Genomic DNA, 19,937 nt, shown 5'->3' with positions numbered 1-19,937 from the left:
CGGCCTCGCGGGGCGGTGCTGGACAGGTCGTGTTTTTGATGTAGAGAGATGCATGATCAAGCGTGCCATTTGTCTGACCTGGTTATTCTTGGGAGCATGTTCTTCCGTTGCCTTGAAGGCGGAGTCTCCCATGGCCATTCCGGGGACTCCCAAGGGGGATCTCCCCACGGAATTGCTCCAGTCCAGGATGTACGCCAAGGGCATAGAGTGGCAGCTCGACAAGCTGGAGAAGGCGTTTCCTGACCTCGGTGTGGAGGTGTATGCGGCTCGCGCCACCTGGCTGGCTTCCCCGTTTGCCAGTGGGTGTGCCGCGATCGAGGCGGACATAATCAAAGAAGACCCGGAGAAGGGGAAGGCCATGCTCGCCCAGCTGGATGCGGCAAGCAGGAAGGAGATTGCCAAATTCCAAACCCTCTCGACGGCCAAAGCCGCAAAGGAGTTTCTCATGCTGGTGGATCGCAGGGCAAAAGGTGAGATCGAAGTGGATCTCGTGCGTGCGAATCTCCTTTGGAATCATCCAGGGTATGCCGCATCACCGGACAAAGAGTTTGCCGACGGCTTCTCCAAAAGGGTTCAGCATACAGCGAACAGCGGGATGGAAGTGTCCTTTGAGGTGCCCATGAGCTGGAAAGCAGAGGTGTCACCCAAGAAGGAACTGGTGGGGTTCCGCAATGCGTACGGCCATGGGAACATCTGGATGACGGTGTTGATCAGTCCGCTGGTGGATGAAAATGGAGCATCAATAACTGCCGATGAGCTCTATGGCCTCTTTACAGAAGAGAAGCTGAGTTTGAGCTACGAAGCGATGGGGATAGAGCTCACCTCTTTCCTGAAGACCAAGCTGAATGGGATGCCGGCTTTCATGTTTACTCGCAGGCAGCCGTACGAACAGCTTGGTGAGAAAGCCCTGCGGGCGGCCGAGGTCATACGCGTCCTCCGCGGCAGGCACATGATCAATTTTCAGATCAACACCTTTGGACCCGTGGATGGGCCTGCGGGGGAGGATCGGATCAAGAAGTACCAAAAGCTCTTCAAGTTGATCGGCGCATCTCTGCGGGTTCAGGAATAGACCCTGGCTGATACGGTGCGATGGCGGCGTGCCGTCAGCCTATGCAGGAAATCACCGATAGTGATAGTCTTGACCCAGCGCTGAAACACTGGGGCGCTTGAGCCAGTAGTCGGCGCATGGCTACTGCTCATTCTGTCGTTTCCGGTTCCCCGTCTCCGCTCAATTCTCGCCGTCGGTTCCTCCAAACGGCCGCCAGCGCCGTGGCGGCGCCATTCATTCTACCCAGCGGATCGTATTCGAAGCCGCTCAACTCGATGTTGCAGGTGGCCAACATCGGTGTGGATGGCATGGGCTTCGCGGATCTGAAGAACATCGGCAATCACCCCAAGGCCAAGCTGGTGGCATTCTGCGACATCGACAGCAACCGGTTCGAAAAAGCCGACAAGGAATATCCCGGCGTGCCGCACTACGTGGACTACATGCAGATGCTGGAGCAGCTGGGGGACAAGGTGGATGCGGTGTCCGTCTCCACGCCTGATCACGCGCATGCCCGGGCCTCCATTGAGGCGATGAAGCGGGGCAAGCATGTGTACTGCCAAAAGCCGCTGGCGCACACCGTCTGGGAGTGCCGCCAGATGCGTCTCTGGGCGGACAAGACGGGGGTGATTACTCAGATGGGCAACCAGATCCACTCCAACCTTGAGTACCGTCTGGCGGTGCGCCTTCTGCGTGAAGGGGCCATCGGCAAGGTGAAGGAAATCCACAGCTGGGTGGGGGTGGATGGGAGGGAGCGGACGGATTACCTCGACCGGCCTGCGAAGGAGAAGGAAACGGCTCCGCCGCCCAACGTGGACTGGAATCTCTGGCTGGGGGCAGCTCCTGAGCGCCCCTACGTGGCTGATGCCTACCACCCCTTTGTCTGGCGTGACTGGCAGGTCTTTGGCTCGGGGGCTCTGGGGGACTTCGGCTGCCACATCTTCGATCCGCTCTTCACCGCCCTCGAATTGACCGCCCCGGTTTCCATCCGGGCAGAGCATGACGGCATCAATGGCGAAATCTGGCCGGGGCCTGAGCGCGTGCACTACGTCTTCCCCGGCACCAAGTTCACAGTAGGAAACACCCTCAAGATCACCTGGTACGATGGCAAGCTACAGCCGGCCAAGGAACTGGCCCAGATGCCGGAGACGCTGAATCTGCCCAAGGCGGGCTCACTCGTCATCGGGGAACTGGGCAATGCCGTGATTCCTCACGTCGCAGGCCCGCGGCTCTATCCGCTGGAGAAGTTCCAAACGTTCGCCTACCCCAGGGACGTTACCGGCACGCCGCACTGGCATGTCTGGATCAACCACATCTTTGAGGGGACCAGGACGGACGGGGGATTCCACTATGCCGGCCCGCTCGCGGAAGCCGTGCAGCTGGGCAACGTCGCCGCCCGTTTCCCGGGGGAGACCATGGAGTGGAACACAGAGACGATGAAGATCGCGGGGAAACCTGCGGCGGAGGCACTGTTGAGCAAAACTTATCGCAAAGGGTTCGAAGTGAGCCCGGCCTGACTTTTGCAGTGAAAAGGGGAGGGGCGGCGCGCTGGTGGGCGTGCCGCCTTTTGCCGTTCAGGGTGAGGCGATTAGGCGAAAGTGACGTCCGCGACACCCGGAATGGTCAGAAAATGCAAAAATAGTTTTAAATTTTTTTGACAGAGCGAGGCAAGCAACTAACTTGCGATCCACTTTTTTCGGGTCGGCGAGTGATGATTTCCTCTGCGTGAAGACGCAAGGCAGTTCATCTTGGCCTCCTCAAAAGTGGTACATCCACGGTTAATGGTGCGCTCGTGTAGCTCAGTGGTAGAGCACGTCCTTGGTAAGGACGAGGTCGCGGGTTCAATCCCCGCCACGAGCTCCATCGACCCTCGGATTAGATTTTCAGTTCCCCAAACCCAAACGCGCATACTACAACACCCAAACCCATGGCTAAAGAAGCATTCCAGAGGAACAAGCCCCACGTCAACATTGGCACCATCGGCCACGTTGACCATGGCAAAACCACGCTGACCGCTGCGATCACGACCACGCTGTCGGAGAAGGGGTATGCGCAGGCCAAGAAGTATGATGAAATTGACGCTGCTCCCGAAGAAAAAGAGCGCGGCATCACCATCAACACCGCTCACGTCGAGTACGAAACCGACAAGCGTCACTATGCTCACGTGGACTGCCCCGGACACGCTGACTATGTGAAAAACATGATCACCGGCGCTGCCCAGATGGACGGCGGCATTCTCGTTGTTTCCTCCGCTGACGGCCCGATGCCCCAGACCCGCGAGCACATCCTGCTTGCCCGTCAGGTGGGTGTTCCCGCTCTTGTGGTGTTCATGAACAAGGTCGACATGGTCGACGACGTTGAACTCCTTGAGCTCGTGGAAATGGAAGTTCGCGAACTTCTCAGCAAGTACAACTTCCCTGGCGACGACATCCCGATCGTCAAGGGTTCCGCTCTCAAGGCTCTTGAAGGCGACGCCGAGCAGAAGGCCAACATCTTCAAGCTCATGGACGCAGTGGATACCTACATCCCGCTTCCTGAGCGCCCGATCGACCAGGACTTCCTCATGCCTGTGGAAGACGTGTTCGCGATCGAAGGTCGTGGAACCGTTTGCACCGGCCGTGTTGAGCGTGGCATCATCAAGAAGATGTCCGAAGTCGAAATCGTCGGCATCAAGGACACCGTCAAGACCACCGTTACGGACATCGAAATGTTCCGCAAGCTGCTCGACGAAGGTCGCGCCGGTGACAACGTGGGTCTCCTTCTTCGTGGTGTGAAGAAAACGGACGTCGAGCGCGGCCAGGTGATCGCGAAGCCCGGTTCCGTGAAGCCCCACCGCAAGTTCAAGGCTGAAGTTTACGTGCTCTCCAAGGATGAAGGTGGCCGTCACACGCCCTTCTTCACCAACTATCGTCCCCAGTTCTACTTCCGTACGACCGACGTGACCGGCATGGTCAAGCTCCCCGATGGCGTGGAGATGGTGATGCCTGGTGACAACGTGTCCGTCGAAGTTGAGCTGATCACCCCGATCGCCATGGAAAAGACGATGCGCTTCGCTATCCGCGAAGGTGGTCGTACCGTGGGTGCCGGTCGTGTGGCTGACATCCTTGACTGATTTTGTTGATTGCCGTTTGGGTGGCAGCCGTCGTGAGGCTTGCAAAAAGTCTCACGGCGGCATTGTCGCCAAAAGGCATCACAACACTTGCAGTTTTCAAATTGTGCTGTAAAACAAAGACTGTTCGTCAAGATAAACACGCCAGTAGCTCAATTGGTAGAGTAGTGGTCTCCAAAACCATTGGTTGTGGGTTCAAGTCCTACCTGGCGTGCCATCTTACCTGACAGTCTTTTTTGCCTGACGAACAACATGAGCCGAGTGTCACGCTATCTTTCCGAAGTCTGGGGCGAAATGAAAAAGGCCACTTGGCCATGGGACCCCAAGGAAAAGGGCTTCGCCCGTTACAAAGAGCTGACCGATGCCACGACTGTGGTTTTCGTTGCCATGTTGATCTTTGCCGGCTTCACGGGTGCTTTTGACTTCGTGATGCGCATGTTCTTCAAGGCGGCCACGATCCTCTGATCTGCCAGCCCTGTCAGTTTGTCCCGTCCGGCTTCTCTCATACTTTTCCATCATGCCCGCGATCCCCGCACCTCACGACCAGTGGTATGTCCTTCACGTCCGCGCCGGGCTCGAGCAGCGCGTGCGTGAAAATATGGAGCGCCGCATCCAGTCTGAGGAGATGGGGGAGTTCGTCTTTGAGGTGGTTGTTCCCACCGAGCGCGTTTCTGAAGTCAAGAAAGGCAAGCGCAGCGAATCCACCCGCAAAGTCTTTCCGGGCTACATCCTCGCCAACATGTGGCTGCTGGATGAGAACAACAAGCCCATGGTGAAGACCTGGCACTTCGTCAAGGAGACCGATGGTTTCCTGAACTTTGCCGGCACCAAGGATCACCCGATTCCTCTTCGTCCGAAAGAGGTCGAAGTCCTCCTCGCCCAGGTGCGCGAGCGTGAGGAAGGCGTGAAGCCGAAGTTCATGTTCTCCGTGGGAGACACGGTCCGCGTGGCGGACGGTCCCTTCGAGAGCCAGACCGGCATCATCGAAGAAATCGATCCGGAGAAAGGCCTGCTGCGCGTCTCCGTGAACATCTTCGGCCGCTCCACTCCGGTGGACCTGGAATACTGGCAGGTCGAGAAGGCCTGAGTTTTCTGGCCCGGTCGGCTCCTCCAACCCTTTCAACTCAAACCGTAGTAACAAGAATAAGCGATGGCCAAAGAAGTCGTTAAAATGATCAAGCTCCAGATCAAAGCTGGAGCTGCCAACCCCGCGCCGCCCATCGGTCCTGCCCTGGGTCAAGCCGGTGTGAACATCATGGCGTTCTGCAAGGAGTTCAACGCCGCCACCCAGAAGATGGCTGGCGACATCCTGCCGACCGTCATCTCCGTTTACAAGGACAAGAGCTTCACCTTCATCACCAAGCAGCCCCCGGCATCCATCCTTCTCAAGAAGGCTGCCAACCTGGCTTCTGGTTCCAGTGAACCCAACAAGAAGAAGGTGGCCAAGCTCACCCTGGCTCAAGTCAAGGAAGTGGCCAAGCTGAAGCTGGCTGACCTTAACACCCAGGACCTCGACGCCGCAGCCCGCATCATGGCTGGCACGGCCCGTCAGATGGGTATTGAAGTGATCGGTTAATCTCCAAAATCTCAAACCATGGCAGGAGAGCCTGCATAAAACTCAGGCTCGATCGAACTGCACAAGACCATGAAACAAAGAAGCAAGCGTTACAAGAAGGCGGCGGAACTCATTCCGGCCGACAAGTTCTTCTCCCTGGAAGAAGCAGCAGAGCTCGTGAAAAAGCTCCCCTCCACCAAGTTCTCCGAGACGATCTCTCTCTCTTTTCGTCTGGGTGTTGATCCTCGCAAGAGCGATCAGATGGTGCGTGGTACCTGTCCTCTCCCGAATGGCTCCGGTAAAAGCGTGAAAGTGGCAGTCTTCGCCGTGGGCGATGCCGCTGAAGCCGCTCTGGCAGCTGGTGCTGAACTCGTCGGCTTTGAGGACCTCATCGCCAAGGTTAAGGGCGGTTTTACGGGTTTCGATGTGGCCATCGCTACTCCCGCCGCCATGACCGAAGTTCGTAAGCTTGGTAAGCAACTTGGTCCTCGTGGTTTGATGCCCAACCCCAAGACGGGCACCGTGACCGACGACACCGCTGGTGCGGTGAAGGCCGTCAAGGCTGGTCGTGCAGACTTCAAGCTCGACAAGAACGGCAACATCTCTGCCGGTGTGGGTAAAGTAGGCTTCGAGCCGAAAGCGATCGTGGAAAACGCCCAGGCTCTCATTGACGCCGTGGTTCGTGCCCGTCCCGCTTCCGCCAAGGGCAAGTTCGTCCAGAGCATCACTTTCAGCGCGACCATGTCTCCTGCGCTGAAGCTTGATCTGGGCAAGTACGTAAAATCCGCCGCCTAATACTGAAGGAGAACAACGACGATGAAAGCTGAAAAGACGATCCTCATTGAGCACCTTCTGGAAAAGGTCAATGCCTCCCCGTTCCTGTTCGTGGTGGACTACACCGGGCTGAAAGTGGCCAAGTTTGAAGAACTGCGCAAGCGCCTCCGCGCTGCAGGTGCTGAGATGCACGTGTACAAGAACACGCTGGTCAAGAAAGCCGCTGAGCGCGCAGGGTATCCCGTGGAAATCGGCAATGTCCTGACGGGCCAGTCCGCTGTGGTGACCGGTGAGAAAGACGTGTGCGCCGCCGCCAAGGTCATGAAGACCTTCGCGACCGAGTTCCAGAAGCCCCAGGTGAAAGCCGGCGTTTTGGACGGCAAGTACCTTGATGCTGCTGGCATCCAGGTGCTCGCAGACCTTCCTTCCCGCGAAGTGCTCCTCGGAACCCTCCTCGGTGTGTTGCAGGCCCCCGCTTCCAAGCTGGTCCGCCTCCTCAACGAGCCCGCCGCCTCTCTGGCCCGCGTTCTCAAGGCCAAGGGCGACCAGGGACAAGAGCAAGCCGCTTAATTTTTCATGGGTTGCTCCGGCAACCCTTTTCTCAATTTGACTCGATGGTGGGGGCGACTCCACCTGAATACGCAAAATCCAATGGTTCCTTGCCGGTCTGGCGGCTGTCAGGCTCAAAACCTCTGAAGCTTCAGGGGACGGCGATACCGAAATACTACTATGGCAGACCTGAATAAAATCGTTGACGAACTCAGCGCCCTTACCGTCCTGGAAGTCGCTGAACTTGTGAAGTCCCTTGAAGACAAGTGGGGCGTGAGCGCCGCCGCTCCTGTCGCCGTGGCCGCCGCCGCTACTGGCGGTCCTGCCGCTGCAGCAGCAGTTGAGAAGACCGAATTCGACGTGATCCTTACGGATGGCGGCACGAACAAGATCGGCGTCATCAAAGAAGTCCGTGCCGTTGTGGCCGGTCTTGGCCTCGCCGAAGCGAAGGCTCTTGTGGAAAAGGCTCCTCAGCCTCTCAAGCAGGGCGTCACGAAGGAAGAAGCCGAAGAGATCAAGAAGAAGATCGAGGCCGCCGGTGCCAAGGTCGAGATCAAGTAAGTTTGTTTCTTTTTCAGGTTTCGCCGTCCCAGTGGGGACGGCGGGACCTTTTCAAAAAACCAGAGTTTTCTCAATGCCCGTTTTCTTCCCGTACAACAACTTCCAATCCGCCCGAAAGGTCGCCGGATGTGAGTTGGGGAACGAACCTGAAATTGATGAGACTGTTTTTCGCCACGGGCGCTTGCGCGCCCGGGGGTTTTTTTGTCCTCCGACATAGGCCGCAAAAACAAACGTTTTTGTCCGCCGCCCTGACTCTCCTTTCCCCGGCTTAACAGGCCGGTTTGCCCGCAACTCATTGCCAACACCCAGCCACCCCGCCGTATGTCCCAGCGCATTAACTTTGGCAAACTCAAGGAACCCGTTGAACCGCCGAATCTCATTGAGATTCAGCTGAAGTCCTACGAGGAATTCCTGCAAAAAGACATCGCGCCGAGCAAGCGCAAGGACCTGGGGCTGCAGGCGGTGTTCCGCGAAGTCTTCCCGATCTCGAGCTACGACGAGAAGATGACACTCGATTTCACGCAGTATGAAATCGGTGAGCCCAAATTGAATCCGCTGCAGGCCATCCGTGAGGCGGAGACCTTCAGCGCCCCTCTTTACGTCACCTACGAACTGCGTGACGAAGCCGGTGCCAAGCAGGAGCGCGTGTACATGGGCGAACTGCCCATGATGACGACCCGCGGCACCTTCGTCATCAACGGCGCCGAGCGCGTGGTGGTGAGCCAGCTGCACCGTTCCCCTGGTATCTGTTTTGAAACCCAGCAGCACCTCAACGGTCGCTGGCTGTATGGCTTCCGCATCATCCCTGACCGCGGCACCTGGTTGGAAGTGCAGTTCGACACGAACGACCTCCTCTACGTTTACCTTGATCGCCGCCGCCGCCGCCGGAAGTTCCTTGCCACCACGCTCTTGCGCGTGATCGGTTACCCCGGCGACGAGGACATCCTCAAACTCTTCTACCCGATTGAGGACCTCAAGCTGAAGGAAAACATGAACGAGGAAGACCTCGCTCAGAAGGTGATCTTCCGCGACATCCTGGATGGTGAACTCATCGTGGCCCGTGCCTATGAGCCGCTGACCCTTGGCATCGTGCGCCAGCTCATCCAGCTTGGCCACAAGAGCATCCGCTGCGTGACCGCAACGCAGGATGACCTGATCATCGCCTCCCTGCGCAAAGATCCTGCGCACGACGAGGATGAGGCTCTCAAGGAAATCTACCGCCGTCTCCGCCCTGGAGATCCGCCGACCATTCCGAACGCCCGTGCGCTCGTGAAGCGCCTCTTCTTTGATCCCAAGCGTTACGACCTGACCCGCGTCGGTCGTTACAAGATCAACCAGAAGCTCGGCATCAAGGTGGACAGCGAGGAGCGCATCCTCACTGCCATGGACGTGGTGTCCTCCCTCCGTTACCTCTTCAAGCTGCGCGCTGGTGAAGGTGTTCTGGATGACATTGACCACTTGGGCAGCCGCCGTGTGCGTGCCGTGGGTGAACTGCTTGCCAACCAGTGCCGCGTGGGCCTCGCCCGCACGGAGCGTCTGGTGAAGGAGCGCATGACCCTGTTTGATGTGAACATGGACGTGATGACGCCCCAGAAGCTCATCAATCCCAAGGCTCTTAGCGCCGTGGTCCGTGACTTCTTTGCCCGGTCCCAGCTGAGCCAGTTCATGGATCAGATCAACCCGCTGGCAGAGCTGACCCACAAGCGTCGTCTCTCCGCCCTTGGGCCTGGTGGTCTGAACCGTGACCGCGCTGGCTTCGAAGTGCGCGACGTGCATCCCTCGCACTACGGCCGTATCTGCCCGATTGAGACCCCGGAAGGTCCGAACATCGGTCTGATCAACTCCCTGTGCAGCTACGCTCGCATCAACGAGTTCGGCTTCATCGAGACGCCTTTCCGCAAAGTGGAGAGTGGCGTGGTGACCGACAAGATCGAGTACCTGACCGCTGACCAGGAAGAGAACCACAACGTGGCTCAGGCGAACAACGTCATTGACGACAATGGCAAGTTCAAGTCGGAGAAGGTGTCTGTCCGTTACCGCGGTGACTTCCTTGAGGTGGTGCCTGAACAGGCGACGCTGATGGACGTGTCACCCAAGCAGATGGTGTCCGTCGCTGCTTCTCTGATTCCCTTCCTTGAGCACGATGACGCCAACCGCGCGTTGATGGGCTCGAACATGCAGCGCCAGGGCGTGCCTCTTCTTGAGGCTGAGGCTCCTTTGGTGGGCACCGGCATGGAATCCAAAGCCGCCCGGGACTCCCAGGCAGTGATCGTCTCGGATTCCGGTGGCATTGTGGCTGCAGCCACGGCTGACTACATCATCGTCACCAAGGACGGTCAGTTGCCGATCAGCGAGAAGGCCTTCGCGGCCGAGCCGACCAAGATCACGACGGATCCGGAGCGGGGCATCTATTTCTATCCTCTGCGCAAGTTCATGCGCTCCAACGCCGGCACGTGCATCAACCAGCGTCCGCTGGTGCAGCGCGGGCAGAAGGTGAAGAAGGGCGACGTCCTCGCAGACGGTCCTTGCACCGACCACGGTGAACTGGCGCTGGGCCGTAACATGCTCGTCGCGTTCATGCCTTGGAACGGTTACAACTTCGAAGATGCCATCGTGATCTCCCGTCGCGTGGTGAAGGAGGACATCTATACCTCCATCCACATCGAAGACTTCGAAGTCGGCGCCCGCGACACCAAGCTGGGTCCTGAGGAAATCACGCGAGACATCCCGAACGTGGGTGACGAAGCGCTGCGCAACCTCGGTGCTGACGGCGTGGTCCGTATCGGTGCTGAAGTGAAGCCTGGCGACATCCTCGTCGGCAAGATCACGCCGAAGAGCGAAACGGAGCTGGCTCCTGAAGAGCGCCTCCTTCGCGCCATCTTCGGTGAAAAGGCCGCTGACGTGAAAGACACCTCCCTGCGCGTGCCCTCCGGCTGCACCGGGATCGTGATGGACGTCCGCGTTTCCTCCCGCAACGGAGCTGACAAGGAGCGCCTCTCCCCGAGCGAGCAGAAGAAGCAGATCAAGCAGGTCACGGAAGAGCACAAGAACAAGGTCGAGCAGCTCACTGAGCAGCTGACCGAGAAGCTCTCCGAGATCCTCCTCAACGAGAAGATCCCGCTCGACGTGGTGAACGGTGAGACCGGTGAAGTCATCATCGGTGCCAACAAGAAGATCACGAAGACCCTTCTTCGCACCCTGGCTGAGAACTACCGCACGGTGGAAATCGACCAGAGCCCGATCCGCAACAAGATCATGGACATCGTTTCGGCTTTCGAAGCGAAGTTCGATGAAGCGGACATCGAGCGTGAGCGTGGCCTCGACCGCCTGGAGCAGGGCGAGGAAATGGAGAGCGGCGTGATCAAGCAGGTCCGCGTGTTCATCGCCAGCAAGCGTAAGCTGAGCGTCGGTGACAAGATGGCCGGCCGTCACGGAAACAAGGGCGTGGTCGCGACCATCGTTCCTGAGGAAGACATGCCGTTCCTTGAAGACGGTACTCCGGTGGACATCTGCTTGAACCCGCTGGGCGTGCCTTCCCGTATGAACGTGGGGCAGGTGCTTGAGACCCACCTTGGCGTTGCTGCCAAGGCCCTGGGCTTCACGGTTGCCACCCCGGTGTTCGACGGCATCAAGGAAGACAAGATCCTCAACTACCTCAAAGAAGCCAAGGCCACCCCTGGCTTTGAGTGGATCGGCCTCAACGGCAAGAGCAAGCTGATCGACGGCCGCTCTGGCGAGCCTTTCGCGCTCGAGGTCGTGGTGGGTTACATTTACATGCTGAAGCTGGGCCACCTTGTGGCGGACAAGATCCACGCCCGTGCGGTGGGACCTTACTCGCTCGTGACCCAGCAGCCTCTGGGCGGCAAGGCCCAATACGGTGGTCAGCGCTTCGGGGAAATGGAGGTCTGGGCTCTCGAAGCCTACGGTGCCGCCTATACCCTGCAGGAACTGCTCACAGTCAAGTCAGACGACGTCCAAGGTCGTACCCGCATCTACGAAAGCATCGTCAAGGGCGACAACTCGCTCGAGGCAGGCACGCCGGAATCGTTCAACGTGCTCATCAAAGAAATGCAGAGCCTTGGCTTGGACGTCAAGGTTGTGAACCGGAACTCCGGAGAGGAAGAAATCCTGGGCGGCGGCGGCAGCTACGCCACGGCAGTTGGAATGTAAGAAGCAACCCCTGAATTCTCACGAACATGCAAGAAACTTCGAGCTTCGACAACCATCTCAAGGAACTCTTCGGGGAGCAGCACCGCACCGGAGGCTTCGACATGGTCTCCATCTCCGTGGCTTCTCCAGACCGCATCCGGTCCTGGAGCCATGGTGAGGTCAAGAACCCTGAAACCATCAACTACCGCACGTTCAAACCCGAGAAAGGCGGCCTCTTCTGTGAGCGCATTTTCGGACCCACGCGTGACTGGGAGTGTGCTTGTGGCAAGTACAAGCGCATCAAGCACAAAGGCGTCATCTGCGACCGTTGCGGCGTGGAAGTGACCCTGAGCCGCGTTCGTCGCGAGCGCATGGGCCACATCGAACTGGCCGTGCCAGTGACGCACATCTGGTTCTACAAGTGCATGCCTTCCCGCATCGGCCTCATGCTGGATATGACGGCCCGCTCGCTGGAGCGCGTGATCTACTATGAAGATTACATCGTGGTTTCCCCCGGGAGCACGCCGCTTCAGCGCGGCCAGCTGCTGACGGAAATGGAACTGCGCGAAGCTGAGGACCAGTACGGTGCCGACAGCTTCAAGGTCGGCATGGGCGCGGAGGCCATCCGCGACATCCTGGCCCAGGCCAACCTCGCCGAAATGGTGAAGGAGCTTGAGCAGTCCATGACCAAGACGCGCTCCAAGCAGCTTCGCAAGAAGATCGCCAAGCGTCTCAAGCTCTGCCAGGGCTTTGCCGCCTCCCACTCCCGCCCTGAGTACATGGTGATGGAAGTGCTGCCGGTCATTCCTCCGGACCTCCGTCCGCTGGTGCCGCTGGAAGGTGGCCGCTTTGCGACCTCCGACTTGAACGACCTCTATCGTCGTGTCATCAACCGCAACAACCGTCTCAAGAACCTGCTCGCGCTCAAGACGCCGGATGTCATCATCCGCAACGAAAAGCGCATGTTGCAGGAGGCGGTGGACGCCCTCTTCGACAACGGCCGCCATGGCCGTGCCGTGACCGGTGCTGGCAACCGCCCGCTCAAGTCCATGTCTGACATGCTCAAGGGCAAGTCTGGCCGCTTCCGTCAGAACCTTCTGGGCAAGCGTGTGGACTACTCCGGCCGTTCCGTGATCGTGATCGGTCCTGACCTCACGCTGAACCAGTGCGGTCTGCCCAAGAAGATGGCGCTCGTGTTGTTCGAGCCCTTCATCATCCGTCGTCTCAAGGAGCTGGGCCTGGTGCACACCGTGCGCAGCGCCAAGAAGATGATCGAGCGTCGCACCCCTGAGGTGTGGGACATCCTGGACGAAGTGACCAAGGGGCACCCGGTTCTCCTGAACCGTGCGCCGACCCTGCACCGCCTCTCCATTCAGGCGTTCGAGCCCAAGCTCATCGAAGGTGAAGCTATCCGTGTGCACCCCCTCGTTTGTACGGCGTACAACGCTGACTTCGACGGTGACCAGATGGCCGTGCACGTGCCGCTTTCCATCGAAGCCCAGATGGAGGCCCGCCTCCTCATGCTGGCTCCGAACAACCTGTTCTCCCCTGCGAGCGGCAAGCCGGTGATGACGCCTTCCCAGGACATTCCTCTGGGTTGCTTCGCCCTCACGTATCTGCGTGAGCTTCCCGGAGCTCCCAAGGATGAGCGTCGCCTCTCCATCTTCAACGACCCGTCCGAAGTCGAGTTCGCCCTCAGCGAAAACGCTGTCGAAGTGAACCAGAAAGTGCTTTATCGCAATCCGGATTACAACACCAAGGGCCGCACCTATGGCGATCCGACCAAGGCGGTTGTCGAGACCACTCCGGGTCGTATCCGCTTCAGCGAGATCTGGCCGACAGAGCTTGGTTTCTACAACAACACCGTTGGCAAGAAACAGCTCTCCGACATCATCTGGCGTTGTTTCCAGAAGGCTGGTCACCAGGAAACGGTGGCGGCGCTGGACCGGCTCAAGCAGCTCGGCTTCCGCGAAGCCATGCGCTCCGGCTGCTCCATCGGCATCACCGACATGGTGATTCCTGAAGCCAAGTACAAGGCCCTCGACAAGGCCCGTGCTGACGTCGAGGTGGTCGAGAAGCAGTACAAGCGAGGCATCATCACCAACGGTGAGCGCCAGCAGAAGGTCATCGACATCTGGACCGGCGTGGGTGAAGAAGTCACCAAGGAAGTGTTCCGCACGCTCGAGTACAACGACGGCAAGAAGCTCCACAACCCGCTTTACGTCATGGTGACCTCGGGTGCCCGAGGCAACCAGACGCAGATCAAGCAGCTCGCCGGGATGCGCGGTCTTATGGCCAAGCCGAGCGGTGAGATTATCGAGCAGCCGATTACCTCGAACTTCCGTGAAGGTCTGACTGTGCTGGAGTACTTCATCTCCACCCACGGTGCCCGTAAGGGTCTCTCCGACACCGCCTTGAAGACGGCTGACTCCGGCTACATGACCCGCAAGCTGGTCGACGTGGCTCAGGATGTCATCGTGACCGAGGAAGATTGCGGTACCGTCAACGGCATCACGCTCGCCTCCATCTACCAGGGTGACGACGAAGTGGTGGACCTCAAGACCCGTATCTACGGTCGTGTCTCCTGCGAGACCATCCATGATCCCGTGGACAAGACCACCTTGGTGGACTTCGGCCAGCTCATCACGGAAGATGTGGCCAACCACCTCGTGAAGATTGGCGTTGAGAAGCTCAAGATCCGCTCCGTGCTCACTTGCGAAAGCAAGCGCGGTTGCTGTGCCAAGTGTTACGGCCTCAGCCTCGCCACTGGCCGCGTGGTCAAGGTGGGCGAAGCCGTCGGCATCGTGGCCGCCCAGTCCATCGGTGAACCCGGAACGCAGCTCACCATGCGTACCTTCCACGTCGGTGGTGTGGCCGCAGGTGCCTTCAAGCAGCCGATCATCGTCACGAAGAACGCAGGTTCCATCCGGTACAACGAGCTCCGTATCGTCAACACTCCGGAAGGCAGCGTGGTGCTCACCAAGAACGGCACCATCAGCATCCATGATGACTCCGGTCGCGAACTTGAGTCCCACAAGATTGTCCTCGGCGCCCTCATCTCGAAAGAGGACGGCGGCAAGGTCAAGAAGGGCGAGACGATCGTCACCTGGGATCCTTACAACGTGCCGATCATCACCGAGAAGGCTGGTAAGATTGAGTTCCGCGACATGCTTGGTGGTGTGACCATCACCAAGGAAGTCAACCAGGCCACCGGCAACGAGGAAACCGTCGTCATCGAGCACAAGGAAGATCTGCACCCGCAGATCGTCATTGTGGATCCGAAGACCAAGGAGATCCTGGCCAGCTACACCATTCCTGCAGGTGCTCACCTTTCCGTGAAGAACAACGAGAAGGTGGATGCCGGTACCGTGCTCGCCAAGACGCCGCGCAAGGCTGCCAAGACCAAGGACATTACCGGTGGTCTTCCCCGTGTGGCCGAGCTTTTCGAAGCTCGCAAGCCCAAGGATGCCTGCGAAATCGCCAAGATCGATGGCAACATCGAAATCGGCGGCCTGGTGCGTGGCAAGCGCCGCGTGATCATCACCGACCAGAAGACTGGTCAGCAGGAAGAGCACCTCATTCCCCGCAACAAGCACATCTTCGTGCAGAACGGCGATCACGTGACCAAGGGCGACCAGCTTACGGAAGGTGCAGTCGTGCCGCATGAGATCCTGGAGATCCTTGGGCCTCAGGCTCTTCGTGAACACCTCGTCAACGAGGTTCAGGAAGTGTACCGTGCCCAGGGTGTGGAGATCAACGACAAGCACGTCGAGATCATCATCCGCCAGATGCTGCGCAAGGTGAAGATCACTGAACCCGGTGACACCGCCTTCCTGTGGGGTGACCAGATCGACCGTCTTGAGTTCGAGCGTGAAAACCAGCGCGTATCCGACGAGGGCGGCAAGCCCGCGACGGCCGAGCCGGTGCTCCTTGGTATCACCAAGGCCAGCCTTGAAACGGACAGCTTCATCAGTGCCGCCAGCTTCCAGGACACCACCCGTGTGCTCACCGAAGCGGCTACGCTGGCCAAGAACGACTTGCTCCGCGGCTTCAAGGAAAACGTCATCATGGGTCACCTGATCCCTGCTGGCACTGGCTTCCGCACCAACCGCAACTTCAACGTCGTCGAGACGGTGAAGGTGCAGTACTCGACCGAAGGCGAAGAAGCTGTGGCCTAAGGCTGACGCTCTGTTCCCAATTTAGAACTGTTGAAAACGCCCTCTGGAAACAGAGGGCGTTTTTTTGTTTTTAAGAGGGGACCGCGTCAGCCGTCCCGCTTCCCCAACGCAAAGCCGTCACCGCGGCTTCAGTATTCTCAAGTAACTCCGGTACTGATGCCAGGCGAACAGGGCGATGCAGAAGGGGGCGAGTGCCACAGCGAAGGTTATCCGTACTCCCCACTTCGATTCCAGGATATCCAGGGTGCCGGAAGCGGCAAAAACGGAGAAGAAATAGACGAATGACGTGACTTGAAACACCAGGGAGGCCACGAGCATCAAGGAAGGCCGGGAGGTGTACCACCAGAGGCCGGCGGTCACCAGGCCCAGGATGCCGCCCACAAACACCATGAAGGTGAGCGCGCTAAAATCAGGGTCGTGTTTGATGATGTTGATGACCGTCTGGATGCCCATGGCAAGGAGCGCACCGCCAGCCAGGGTGGACGAGGACTGGTGCTTCAGCCGGCTCAAGCTTGCTTGAGTATCCGCCTTGTAGCCATCCAGCTGTTGCTGACTCACCAGCGGGCCTCTGCATTTGGGGCAGGCGCGCCGACCTTGCATTTCATCGGCGGAATAAGTCTTGCGGCAAGGGCGGCAGAGGAAGGTGGCGCTCATGGGTGAGGGTGTGCAAGAGGATACGTGAAAACCAAGTGTAGAAAAAAGATTTTGTGCCACGTGTTTGTCTGCGGCTCGCGCGGGTTCGCTTAGAGCGAGCATTGGCAAGCTCGCCCGAGTGTGGGAGGAAGCTCGAAGCGGTTCGTAGTACACGCTTCAGCCTGCTTCGCTGATCCATGGAGAAGCAGAAACTGCCCTGCCGCCCAGCGTAACCTGCTGCTTGCCCCGCAGATGCCCCGCCTTTGAATTCCATGCAATTCGATGCTAGTTTCCCCACCATGTCCCTTTTTCCACCGGTCGTCTTGCTGGCACCGCGAGTCACTCCCGACTCGGTGACCGTCTGGCGTGAGTGCGTGCGTCGCGGCTGGGAAGTGCAGCGGCTCTCAAGTTGGCGGATTCCTTCGGAGTTCAAGGAACAACCAAAGCGTTTCATCGTGTATGCCGAACCGCTGTTTGCCGAGGCGGTGGCAGATCAACTGGATTGCGTTCTGGTGGAACCTCCTCCGGACTGGCTTGAAAAGCTCCCTGAACGTTATCGCAAGCGTCGGGTACAGGTTTCTACATTGGGGAGGACGAGAGGTCTTGGCGGGCCTCTGTTCGTGAAGCCTGCGGAGGGGAAGTCCTTTGAAGCCAAGGTTTATCGGTCACCAGCGGATCTTCCTGAGATAGGAACCTTTGACGAGTCTCTCCCGGTGTTGTGCAGCGAACCCGTCACTTGGGAACTCGAAGTGCGATGCTTTGTGCGTGATCGTAAACTTGCCTCGCTGAGCCCTTACTGGAGAAGGGGAGAGCTTGCGCAGTCCGCTGACGGCAGTTGGCCATTTCTTCCCGGTGAGGCCGAGGAGGCTTTGGCCTTTGCTGAGAGCCTGTTGGCGGATTCTGAGGTGATGTTGCCGCCAGCTTTCGTCCTGGATGTGGGGATCACGAGGGAGGTCGGATGGGCCGTGGTGGAAGGCAACCCCTGTTGGGGCGCTGGCCTCTACGGATGTGATGTCGCAGCGGTGCTGGATAGCTTGGCTGAATCCATGGTGCCTCTTGCCAGCGCTACAGAGGACTTGATGAGTTGGACCTCGCCGCGAGTGCAGGAGAGGCTGCGGCAAATCAATCCTTCAATTCCTGCTCCATCCGCTCGCTCAACCACTGCTTGATCATGCTCTGGTAGTTCAGATACCGCCGGCGCGCGATGCGCTTGATGCGGGAGAGCATGCGGGGATCGAACCGCAGGGTGATCGTGGTGGACTCACGCACATCTGGACGGTGCATGGAGGTCTGCATCAGCCGGGCATCCAGCTGGTGCGTCATCCAGAACTTGGCTTCCTCCTCCTCATTTTCAAAATGAGGCATTTCACTCCAGGTGCGGATCAATTTCATGTGGGGGGAGTTCTGGGATGCCGGGGGAGGGAGGACTAGAGATCTTCGGATTTCTTGCGTTCGTAGAAGTGCTCTTCTTCAGGACTCATCGGACGGGAAAGAATCACGCGGTAGCGTTTTCCGTCCGTCCAGAAGACGCTGAATATGCCCCGGCCGGAAAGAGACTTGCCAAGGGAGAAGTAGCGAGCTGCTCTGACATCTTCGCTCTCACCATCGGGCAGCAGCTTGAGGGCAAAAGGGTCTTCAAAAGACTCCTCGATATCCTTGGGAGGCAGCGTGGTCAGGTCGAAAGGGACGTCTATCCAGTCAAACTCCATGAAGTTTCAAGGCGAAGGTCGAAGGGGACTCTGGTGCGCGCATCCATCACCCTAGATGGCAGATGGGGCAAGTTCTATTCTTGACGGACAGGCAAATACTGCCGGAAACATATCAACCTGAGGTGGATAGGGGAGGTGATTGCCGGTGAAATACGGACAGAATAGGACGAATCGGTCATGGGTGAGATGTTTGGTGGATGCGTGCTAAGAAACTCTCCGAGCTGTGGATCGTGCTCGCCCCTTAGTTTCTGGGCGGGGAGCGCGATACTAAAGTGACGTATGGAAGTGGTTCTGTGTCAGTGGACCATTCCGATCTTGAGCACCTCATGGCCATCGCTAGGCTGCGGCCATGAGCATGTTTTCCCTGCATGGAAAAACCGCGGTGATCACCGGCGGCGGGTCAGGCATTGGTGAGGCGATCGTGCGGGCGTTTGCCCGACAGGGCGCGACGGTTGAAATCTTGGACCTTGATGAAGCGGCGGCCAGTCGGGTGGCAGAGGCGGTCATTCAAGAAGGCGGGCAGGCGGGATCCTCATCCTGCGATATCTCGGATGCGGCGTCCACGGCGCAAGTCATCCAAGGTGTGGCCGCCAGATGGGGGAGGGTGGACATTCTGGTCAACAATGCGGGTATAGCGCACGTTGGAAACGTGCTGACCACCGCTGAGGCGGACCTCGACCGCATCTACCGCGTGAATGTGAAAGGCGTGGCCAACTGCCTAAAGCCTGCGGTGGAGATCATGGCAAAGCAGGGGGGCGGGGTCATTCTGAACATGGCCTCTATTGCGGGGCAAATGGGCATCGGCGACCGGTTTGCCTACAGCATGAGCAAGGGCGCGGTCTTGGCCATGACCTACTCGGTGGCACAGGACTACATGAAGCAAGGCATCCGCTGCAATGCCATCTGCCCGGGGCGGATTCACACCCCGTTCGTGGACGGCTTCATTGCCAAGAACTACCCCGACCGTCAGGCGGAGATGTTCGAGAAGCTCTCTAAGACCCAGCCAATTGGTCGCATGGGCACACCAGAGGAGGTAGCCGCTGCAGCGGTCTTCCTTTGCAGCGACGAGGCCAGCTTCATCACGGGCGTGGCCTATCCCGTGGATGGAGGCACTCTCTACCTCAGGTAGATCGTCGGGACTTCGGCTTCCCGTGTTTCACGGCACGGGTGAGGGCCAGCAACTCATTCGGGTGGCGGGCCAGATCGCGTACCGTGAAGGAGTCCAGCACGTCGAAGAAGGCCCGGCGGGCCTGAAACAGGATCGGCTTCAAGTCGCAGTTCCGGTGAATGGGGCAGGTGTTGGTCTTGGGCTGGAAGCACTCCACGATGTCCGTGTTCTCCGTGTAGCGGACGATGTCGCCCACCTTGGTGTCCGGGGTATGCTTGGCCAGCATGACCCCTCCACCGACCCCGCGGCTGGAGATGAGCCAGCCACCCCGAGTCAGGGACTTGGCGACCTTCACGAGATGGTTCAAAGACACGCCGTAGAACTCTGCCATCTCCCGGGTGCTGACAGTCCTGTCCGGGTGTGAGAGAAGGTAGATCAGGAGCCGTAGGGCGTAGTCCGTGTGGTAGGTGAGCTGCACGTACGAGAGCTTCGAATTGACCGAGGATCGCAAAATAGGCGCAATAATTACCCTTTTAAATAGGTATTTATTGTACCTATTTTAGACCA

17 protein-coding genes and 2 tRNA genes are annotated in these 19,937 nt (G+C 58.6%); 15 read left to right on the top strand and 4 right to left on the bottom strand.

All coding sequences use genetic code 11. The annotated features are described in order from the left end of the window. The first annotated feature begins 130 nt into the window (after positions 1-130). The 13 genes from BV106_RS34570 to rpoC all read left to right on the top strand — a co-directional run bounded on the left by BV106_RS34570 (position 131) and on the right by rpoC (position 15,920). Complete coding sequence (locus BV106_RS34570) at positions 131-1,069, top strand: hypothetical protein (RefSeq protein WP_265596384.1); 939 nt, start codon at positions 131-133, stop codon at positions 1,067-1,069. A 116-nt stretch (positions 1,070-1,185) separates the two neighbouring features. Beyond that, positions 1,186-2,562: a Gfo/Idh/MocA family oxidoreductase gene (locus tag BV106_RS34565; RefSeq protein WP_038172759.1), complete on the top strand. Its 1,377-nt coding sequence runs from the start codon at positions 1,186-1,188 to the stop codon at positions 2,560-2,562. Positions 2,563-2,833: 271 nt separating this feature from the next. Next, a tRNA-Thr gene (locus tag BV106_RS34560) sits at positions 2,834-2,908 on the top strand. A gap of 64 nt (positions 2,909-2,972) precedes the next feature. Next, positions 2,973-4,157: an elongation factor Tu gene (tuf, locus tag BV106_RS34555; protein WP_038172757.1), complete on the top strand. Its 1,185-nt coding sequence runs from the start codon at positions 2,973-2,975 to the stop codon at positions 4,155-4,157. Between the two features lie 138 nt (positions 4,158-4,295). Continuing rightward, positions 4,296-4,371 (top strand) — tRNA-Trp (locus tag BV106_RS34550). Positions 4,372-4,406: 35 nt separating this feature from the next. Further along, positions 4,407-4,619 carry a preprotein translocase subunit SecE gene (locus tag BV106_RS34545; RefSeq protein WP_038172755.1) on the top strand — a complete coding sequence of 71 codons (213 nt, stop codon included), beginning with the start codon at positions 4,407-4,409 and terminating at the stop codon, positions 4,617-4,619. 52 nt (positions 4,620-4,671) lie between these two features. Continuing rightward, a complete protein-coding gene (gene nusG, locus BV106_RS34540) occupies positions 4,672-5,241 on the top strand; it encodes a transcription termination/antitermination protein NusG (protein WP_038172753.1) in 570 nt (189 codons plus the stop codon). Between the two features lie 63 nt (positions 5,242-5,304). Then, a complete protein-coding gene (gene rplK, locus BV106_RS34535) occupies positions 5,305-5,730 on the top strand; it encodes a 50S ribosomal protein L11 (protein ID WP_038172751.1) in 426 nt (141 codons plus the stop codon). A gap of 69 nt (positions 5,731-5,799) precedes the next feature. After that, positions 5,800-6,504 carry a 50S ribosomal protein L1 gene (gene rplA, locus BV106_RS34530; protein WP_038172749.1) on the top strand — a complete coding sequence of 235 codons (705 nt, stop codon included), beginning with the start codon at positions 5,800-5,802 and terminating at the stop codon, positions 6,502-6,504. A gap of 21 nt (positions 6,505-6,525) precedes the next feature. Continuing rightward, entirely contained in the window at positions 6,526-7,053 is a 528-nt protein-coding gene (gene rplJ / locus BV106_RS34525) for a 50S ribosomal protein L10 (protein ID WP_038172747.1), read from the top strand. A 159-nt stretch (positions 7,054-7,212) separates the two neighbouring features. Then, positions 7,213-7,593, top strand: coding sequence for a 50S ribosomal protein L7/L12 (gene rplL / locus BV106_RS34520; protein ID WP_038172745.1), 381 nt, complete (start codon positions 7,213-7,215; stop codon positions 7,591-7,593). A 321-nt stretch (positions 7,594-7,914) separates the two neighbouring features. Then, positions 7,915-11,763, top strand: coding sequence for a DNA-directed RNA polymerase subunit beta (rpoB, locus tag BV106_RS34515; RefSeq protein WP_038172743.1), 3,849 nt, complete (start codon positions 7,915-7,917; stop codon positions 11,761-11,763). Between the two features lie 26 nt (positions 11,764-11,789). Continuing rightward, complete coding sequence (rpoC, locus tag BV106_RS34510) at positions 11,790-15,920, top strand: DNA-directed RNA polymerase subunit beta' (protein ID WP_038172741.1); 4,131 nt, start codon at positions 11,790-11,792, stop codon at positions 15,918-15,920. A 117-nt stretch (positions 15,921-16,037) separates the two neighbouring features. On the opposite strand, the gene BV106_RS34505 is transcribed toward rpoC, so the two are convergent. Next, complete coding sequence (locus tag BV106_RS34505; protein ID WP_038172739.1) at positions 16,038-16,574, bottom strand: hypothetical protein; 537 nt, start codon at positions 16,572-16,574, stop codon at positions 16,038-16,040. 278 nt (positions 16,575-16,852) lie between these two features. Between BV106_RS34505 and BV106_RS37870 the strand changes: the two genes are divergently transcribed. Next, entirely contained in the window at positions 16,853-17,722 is an 870-nt protein-coding gene (locus BV106_RS37870) for an ATP-grasp domain-containing protein (RefSeq protein WP_265596383.1), read from the top strand. On the opposite strand, the gene BV106_RS34500 is transcribed toward BV106_RS37870, so the two are convergent. Next, positions 17,676-17,945, bottom strand: coding sequence for a CopG family antitoxin (locus BV106_RS34500; protein WP_038172737.1), 270 nt, complete (start codon positions 17,943-17,945; stop codon positions 17,676-17,678). The two genes, BV106_RS37870 and BV106_RS34500, sit on opposite strands and share 47 nt — an antisense overlap. Before the next feature lie 35 nt (positions 17,946-17,980). Beyond that, positions 17,981-18,262 carry a hypothetical protein gene (locus BV106_RS34495; protein ID WP_009964673.1) on the bottom strand — a complete coding sequence of 94 codons (282 nt, stop codon included), beginning with the start codon at positions 18,260-18,262 and terminating at the stop codon, positions 17,981-17,983. A gap of 355 nt (positions 18,263-18,617) precedes the next feature. Here BV106_RS34495 and BV106_RS34490 point away from each other — a divergent pair, with 355 nt between their 5' ends. Continuing rightward, on the top strand, positions 18,618-19,391 hold the full coding sequence (locus BV106_RS34490; protein ID WP_038172826.1) for an SDR family oxidoreductase: 774 nt from the start codon (positions 18,618-18,620) through the stop codon (positions 19,389-19,391). Here BV106_RS34490 and BV106_RS34485 read toward each other — a convergent pair. After that, on the bottom strand, positions 19,384-19,848 hold the full coding sequence (locus BV106_RS34485; RefSeq protein WP_038172734.1) for an Rrf2 family transcriptional regulator: 465 nt from the start codon (positions 19,846-19,848) through the stop codon (positions 19,384-19,386). The two genes, BV106_RS34490 and BV106_RS34485, sit on opposite strands and share 8 nt — an antisense overlap. Positions 19,849-19,937: the final 89 nt, after the last annotated feature.

This window comes from Verrucomicrobium sp. BvORR106, assembly GCF_000739655.1.
Taxonomy (GTDB): Bacteria; Verrucomicrobiota; Verrucomicrobiia; order Verrucomicrobiales; family Verrucomicrobiaceae; genus Verrucomicrobium.
The sequence above is the reverse complement of the archived record's forward strand: the minus strand, read 5'-3'. Positions and strand labels throughout refer to the sequence as shown.

Bases quoted from the DNA above. Each gene is read 5' to 3' on its own strand.
- BV106_RS34570 (WP_265596384.1), top strand. From the start codon at position 131: ATGGCCATTCCGGGGACTCCCAAGGGGGATCTCCCCACGGAATTGCTC.
- BV106_RS34565 (WP_038172759.1), top strand. From the start codon at position 1,186: ATGGCTACTGCTCATTCTGTCGTTTCCGGTTCCCCGTCTCCGCTCAAT.
- tuf (WP_038172757.1), top strand. From the start codon at position 2,973: ATGGCTAAAGAAGCATTCCAGAGGAACAAGCCCCACGTCAACATTGGC.
- BV106_RS34545 (WP_038172755.1), top strand. From the start codon at position 4,407: ATGAGCCGAGTGTCACGCTATCTTTCCGAAGTCTGGGGCGAAATGAAA.
- nusG (WP_038172753.1), top strand. From the start codon at position 4,672: ATGCCCGCGATCCCCGCACCTCACGACCAGTGGTATGTCCTTCACGTC.
- rplK (WP_038172751.1), top strand. From the start codon at position 5,305: ATGGCCAAAGAAGTCGTTAAAATGATCAAGCTCCAGATCAAAGCTGGA.
- rplA (WP_038172749.1), top strand. From the start codon at position 5,800: ATGAAACAAAGAAGCAAGCGTTACAAGAAGGCGGCGGAACTCATTCCG.
- rplJ (WP_038172747.1), top strand. From the start codon at position 6,526: ATGAAAGCTGAAAAGACGATCCTCATTGAGCACCTTCTGGAAAAGGTC.
- rplL (WP_038172745.1), top strand. From the start codon at position 7,213: ATGGCAGACCTGAATAAAATCGTTGACGAACTCAGCGCCCTTACCGTC.
- rpoB (WP_038172743.1), top strand. From the start codon at position 7,915: ATGTCCCAGCGCATTAACTTTGGCAAACTCAAGGAACCCGTTGAACCG.
- rpoC (WP_038172741.1), top strand. From the start codon at position 11,790: ATGCAAGAAACTTCGAGCTTCGACAACCATCTCAAGGAACTCTTCGGG.
- BV106_RS34505 (WP_038172739.1), bottom strand. From the start codon at position 16,574: ATGAGCGCCACCTTCCTCTGCCGCCCTTGCCGCAAGACTTATTCCGCC.
- BV106_RS37870 (WP_265596383.1), top strand. From the start codon at position 16,853: ATGTCCCTTTTTCCACCGGTCGTCTTGCTGGCACCGCGAGTCACTCCC.
- BV106_RS34500 (WP_038172737.1), bottom strand. From the start codon at position 17,945: ATGAAATTGATCCGCACCTGGAGTGAAATGCCTCATTTTGAAAATGAG.
- BV106_RS34495 (WP_009964673.1), bottom strand. From the start codon at position 18,262: ATGGAGTTTGACTGGATAGACGTCCCTTTCGACCTGACCACGCTGCCT.
- BV106_RS34490 (WP_038172826.1), top strand. From the start codon at position 18,618: ATGTTTTCCCTGCATGGAAAAACCGCGGTGATCACCGGCGGCGGGTCA.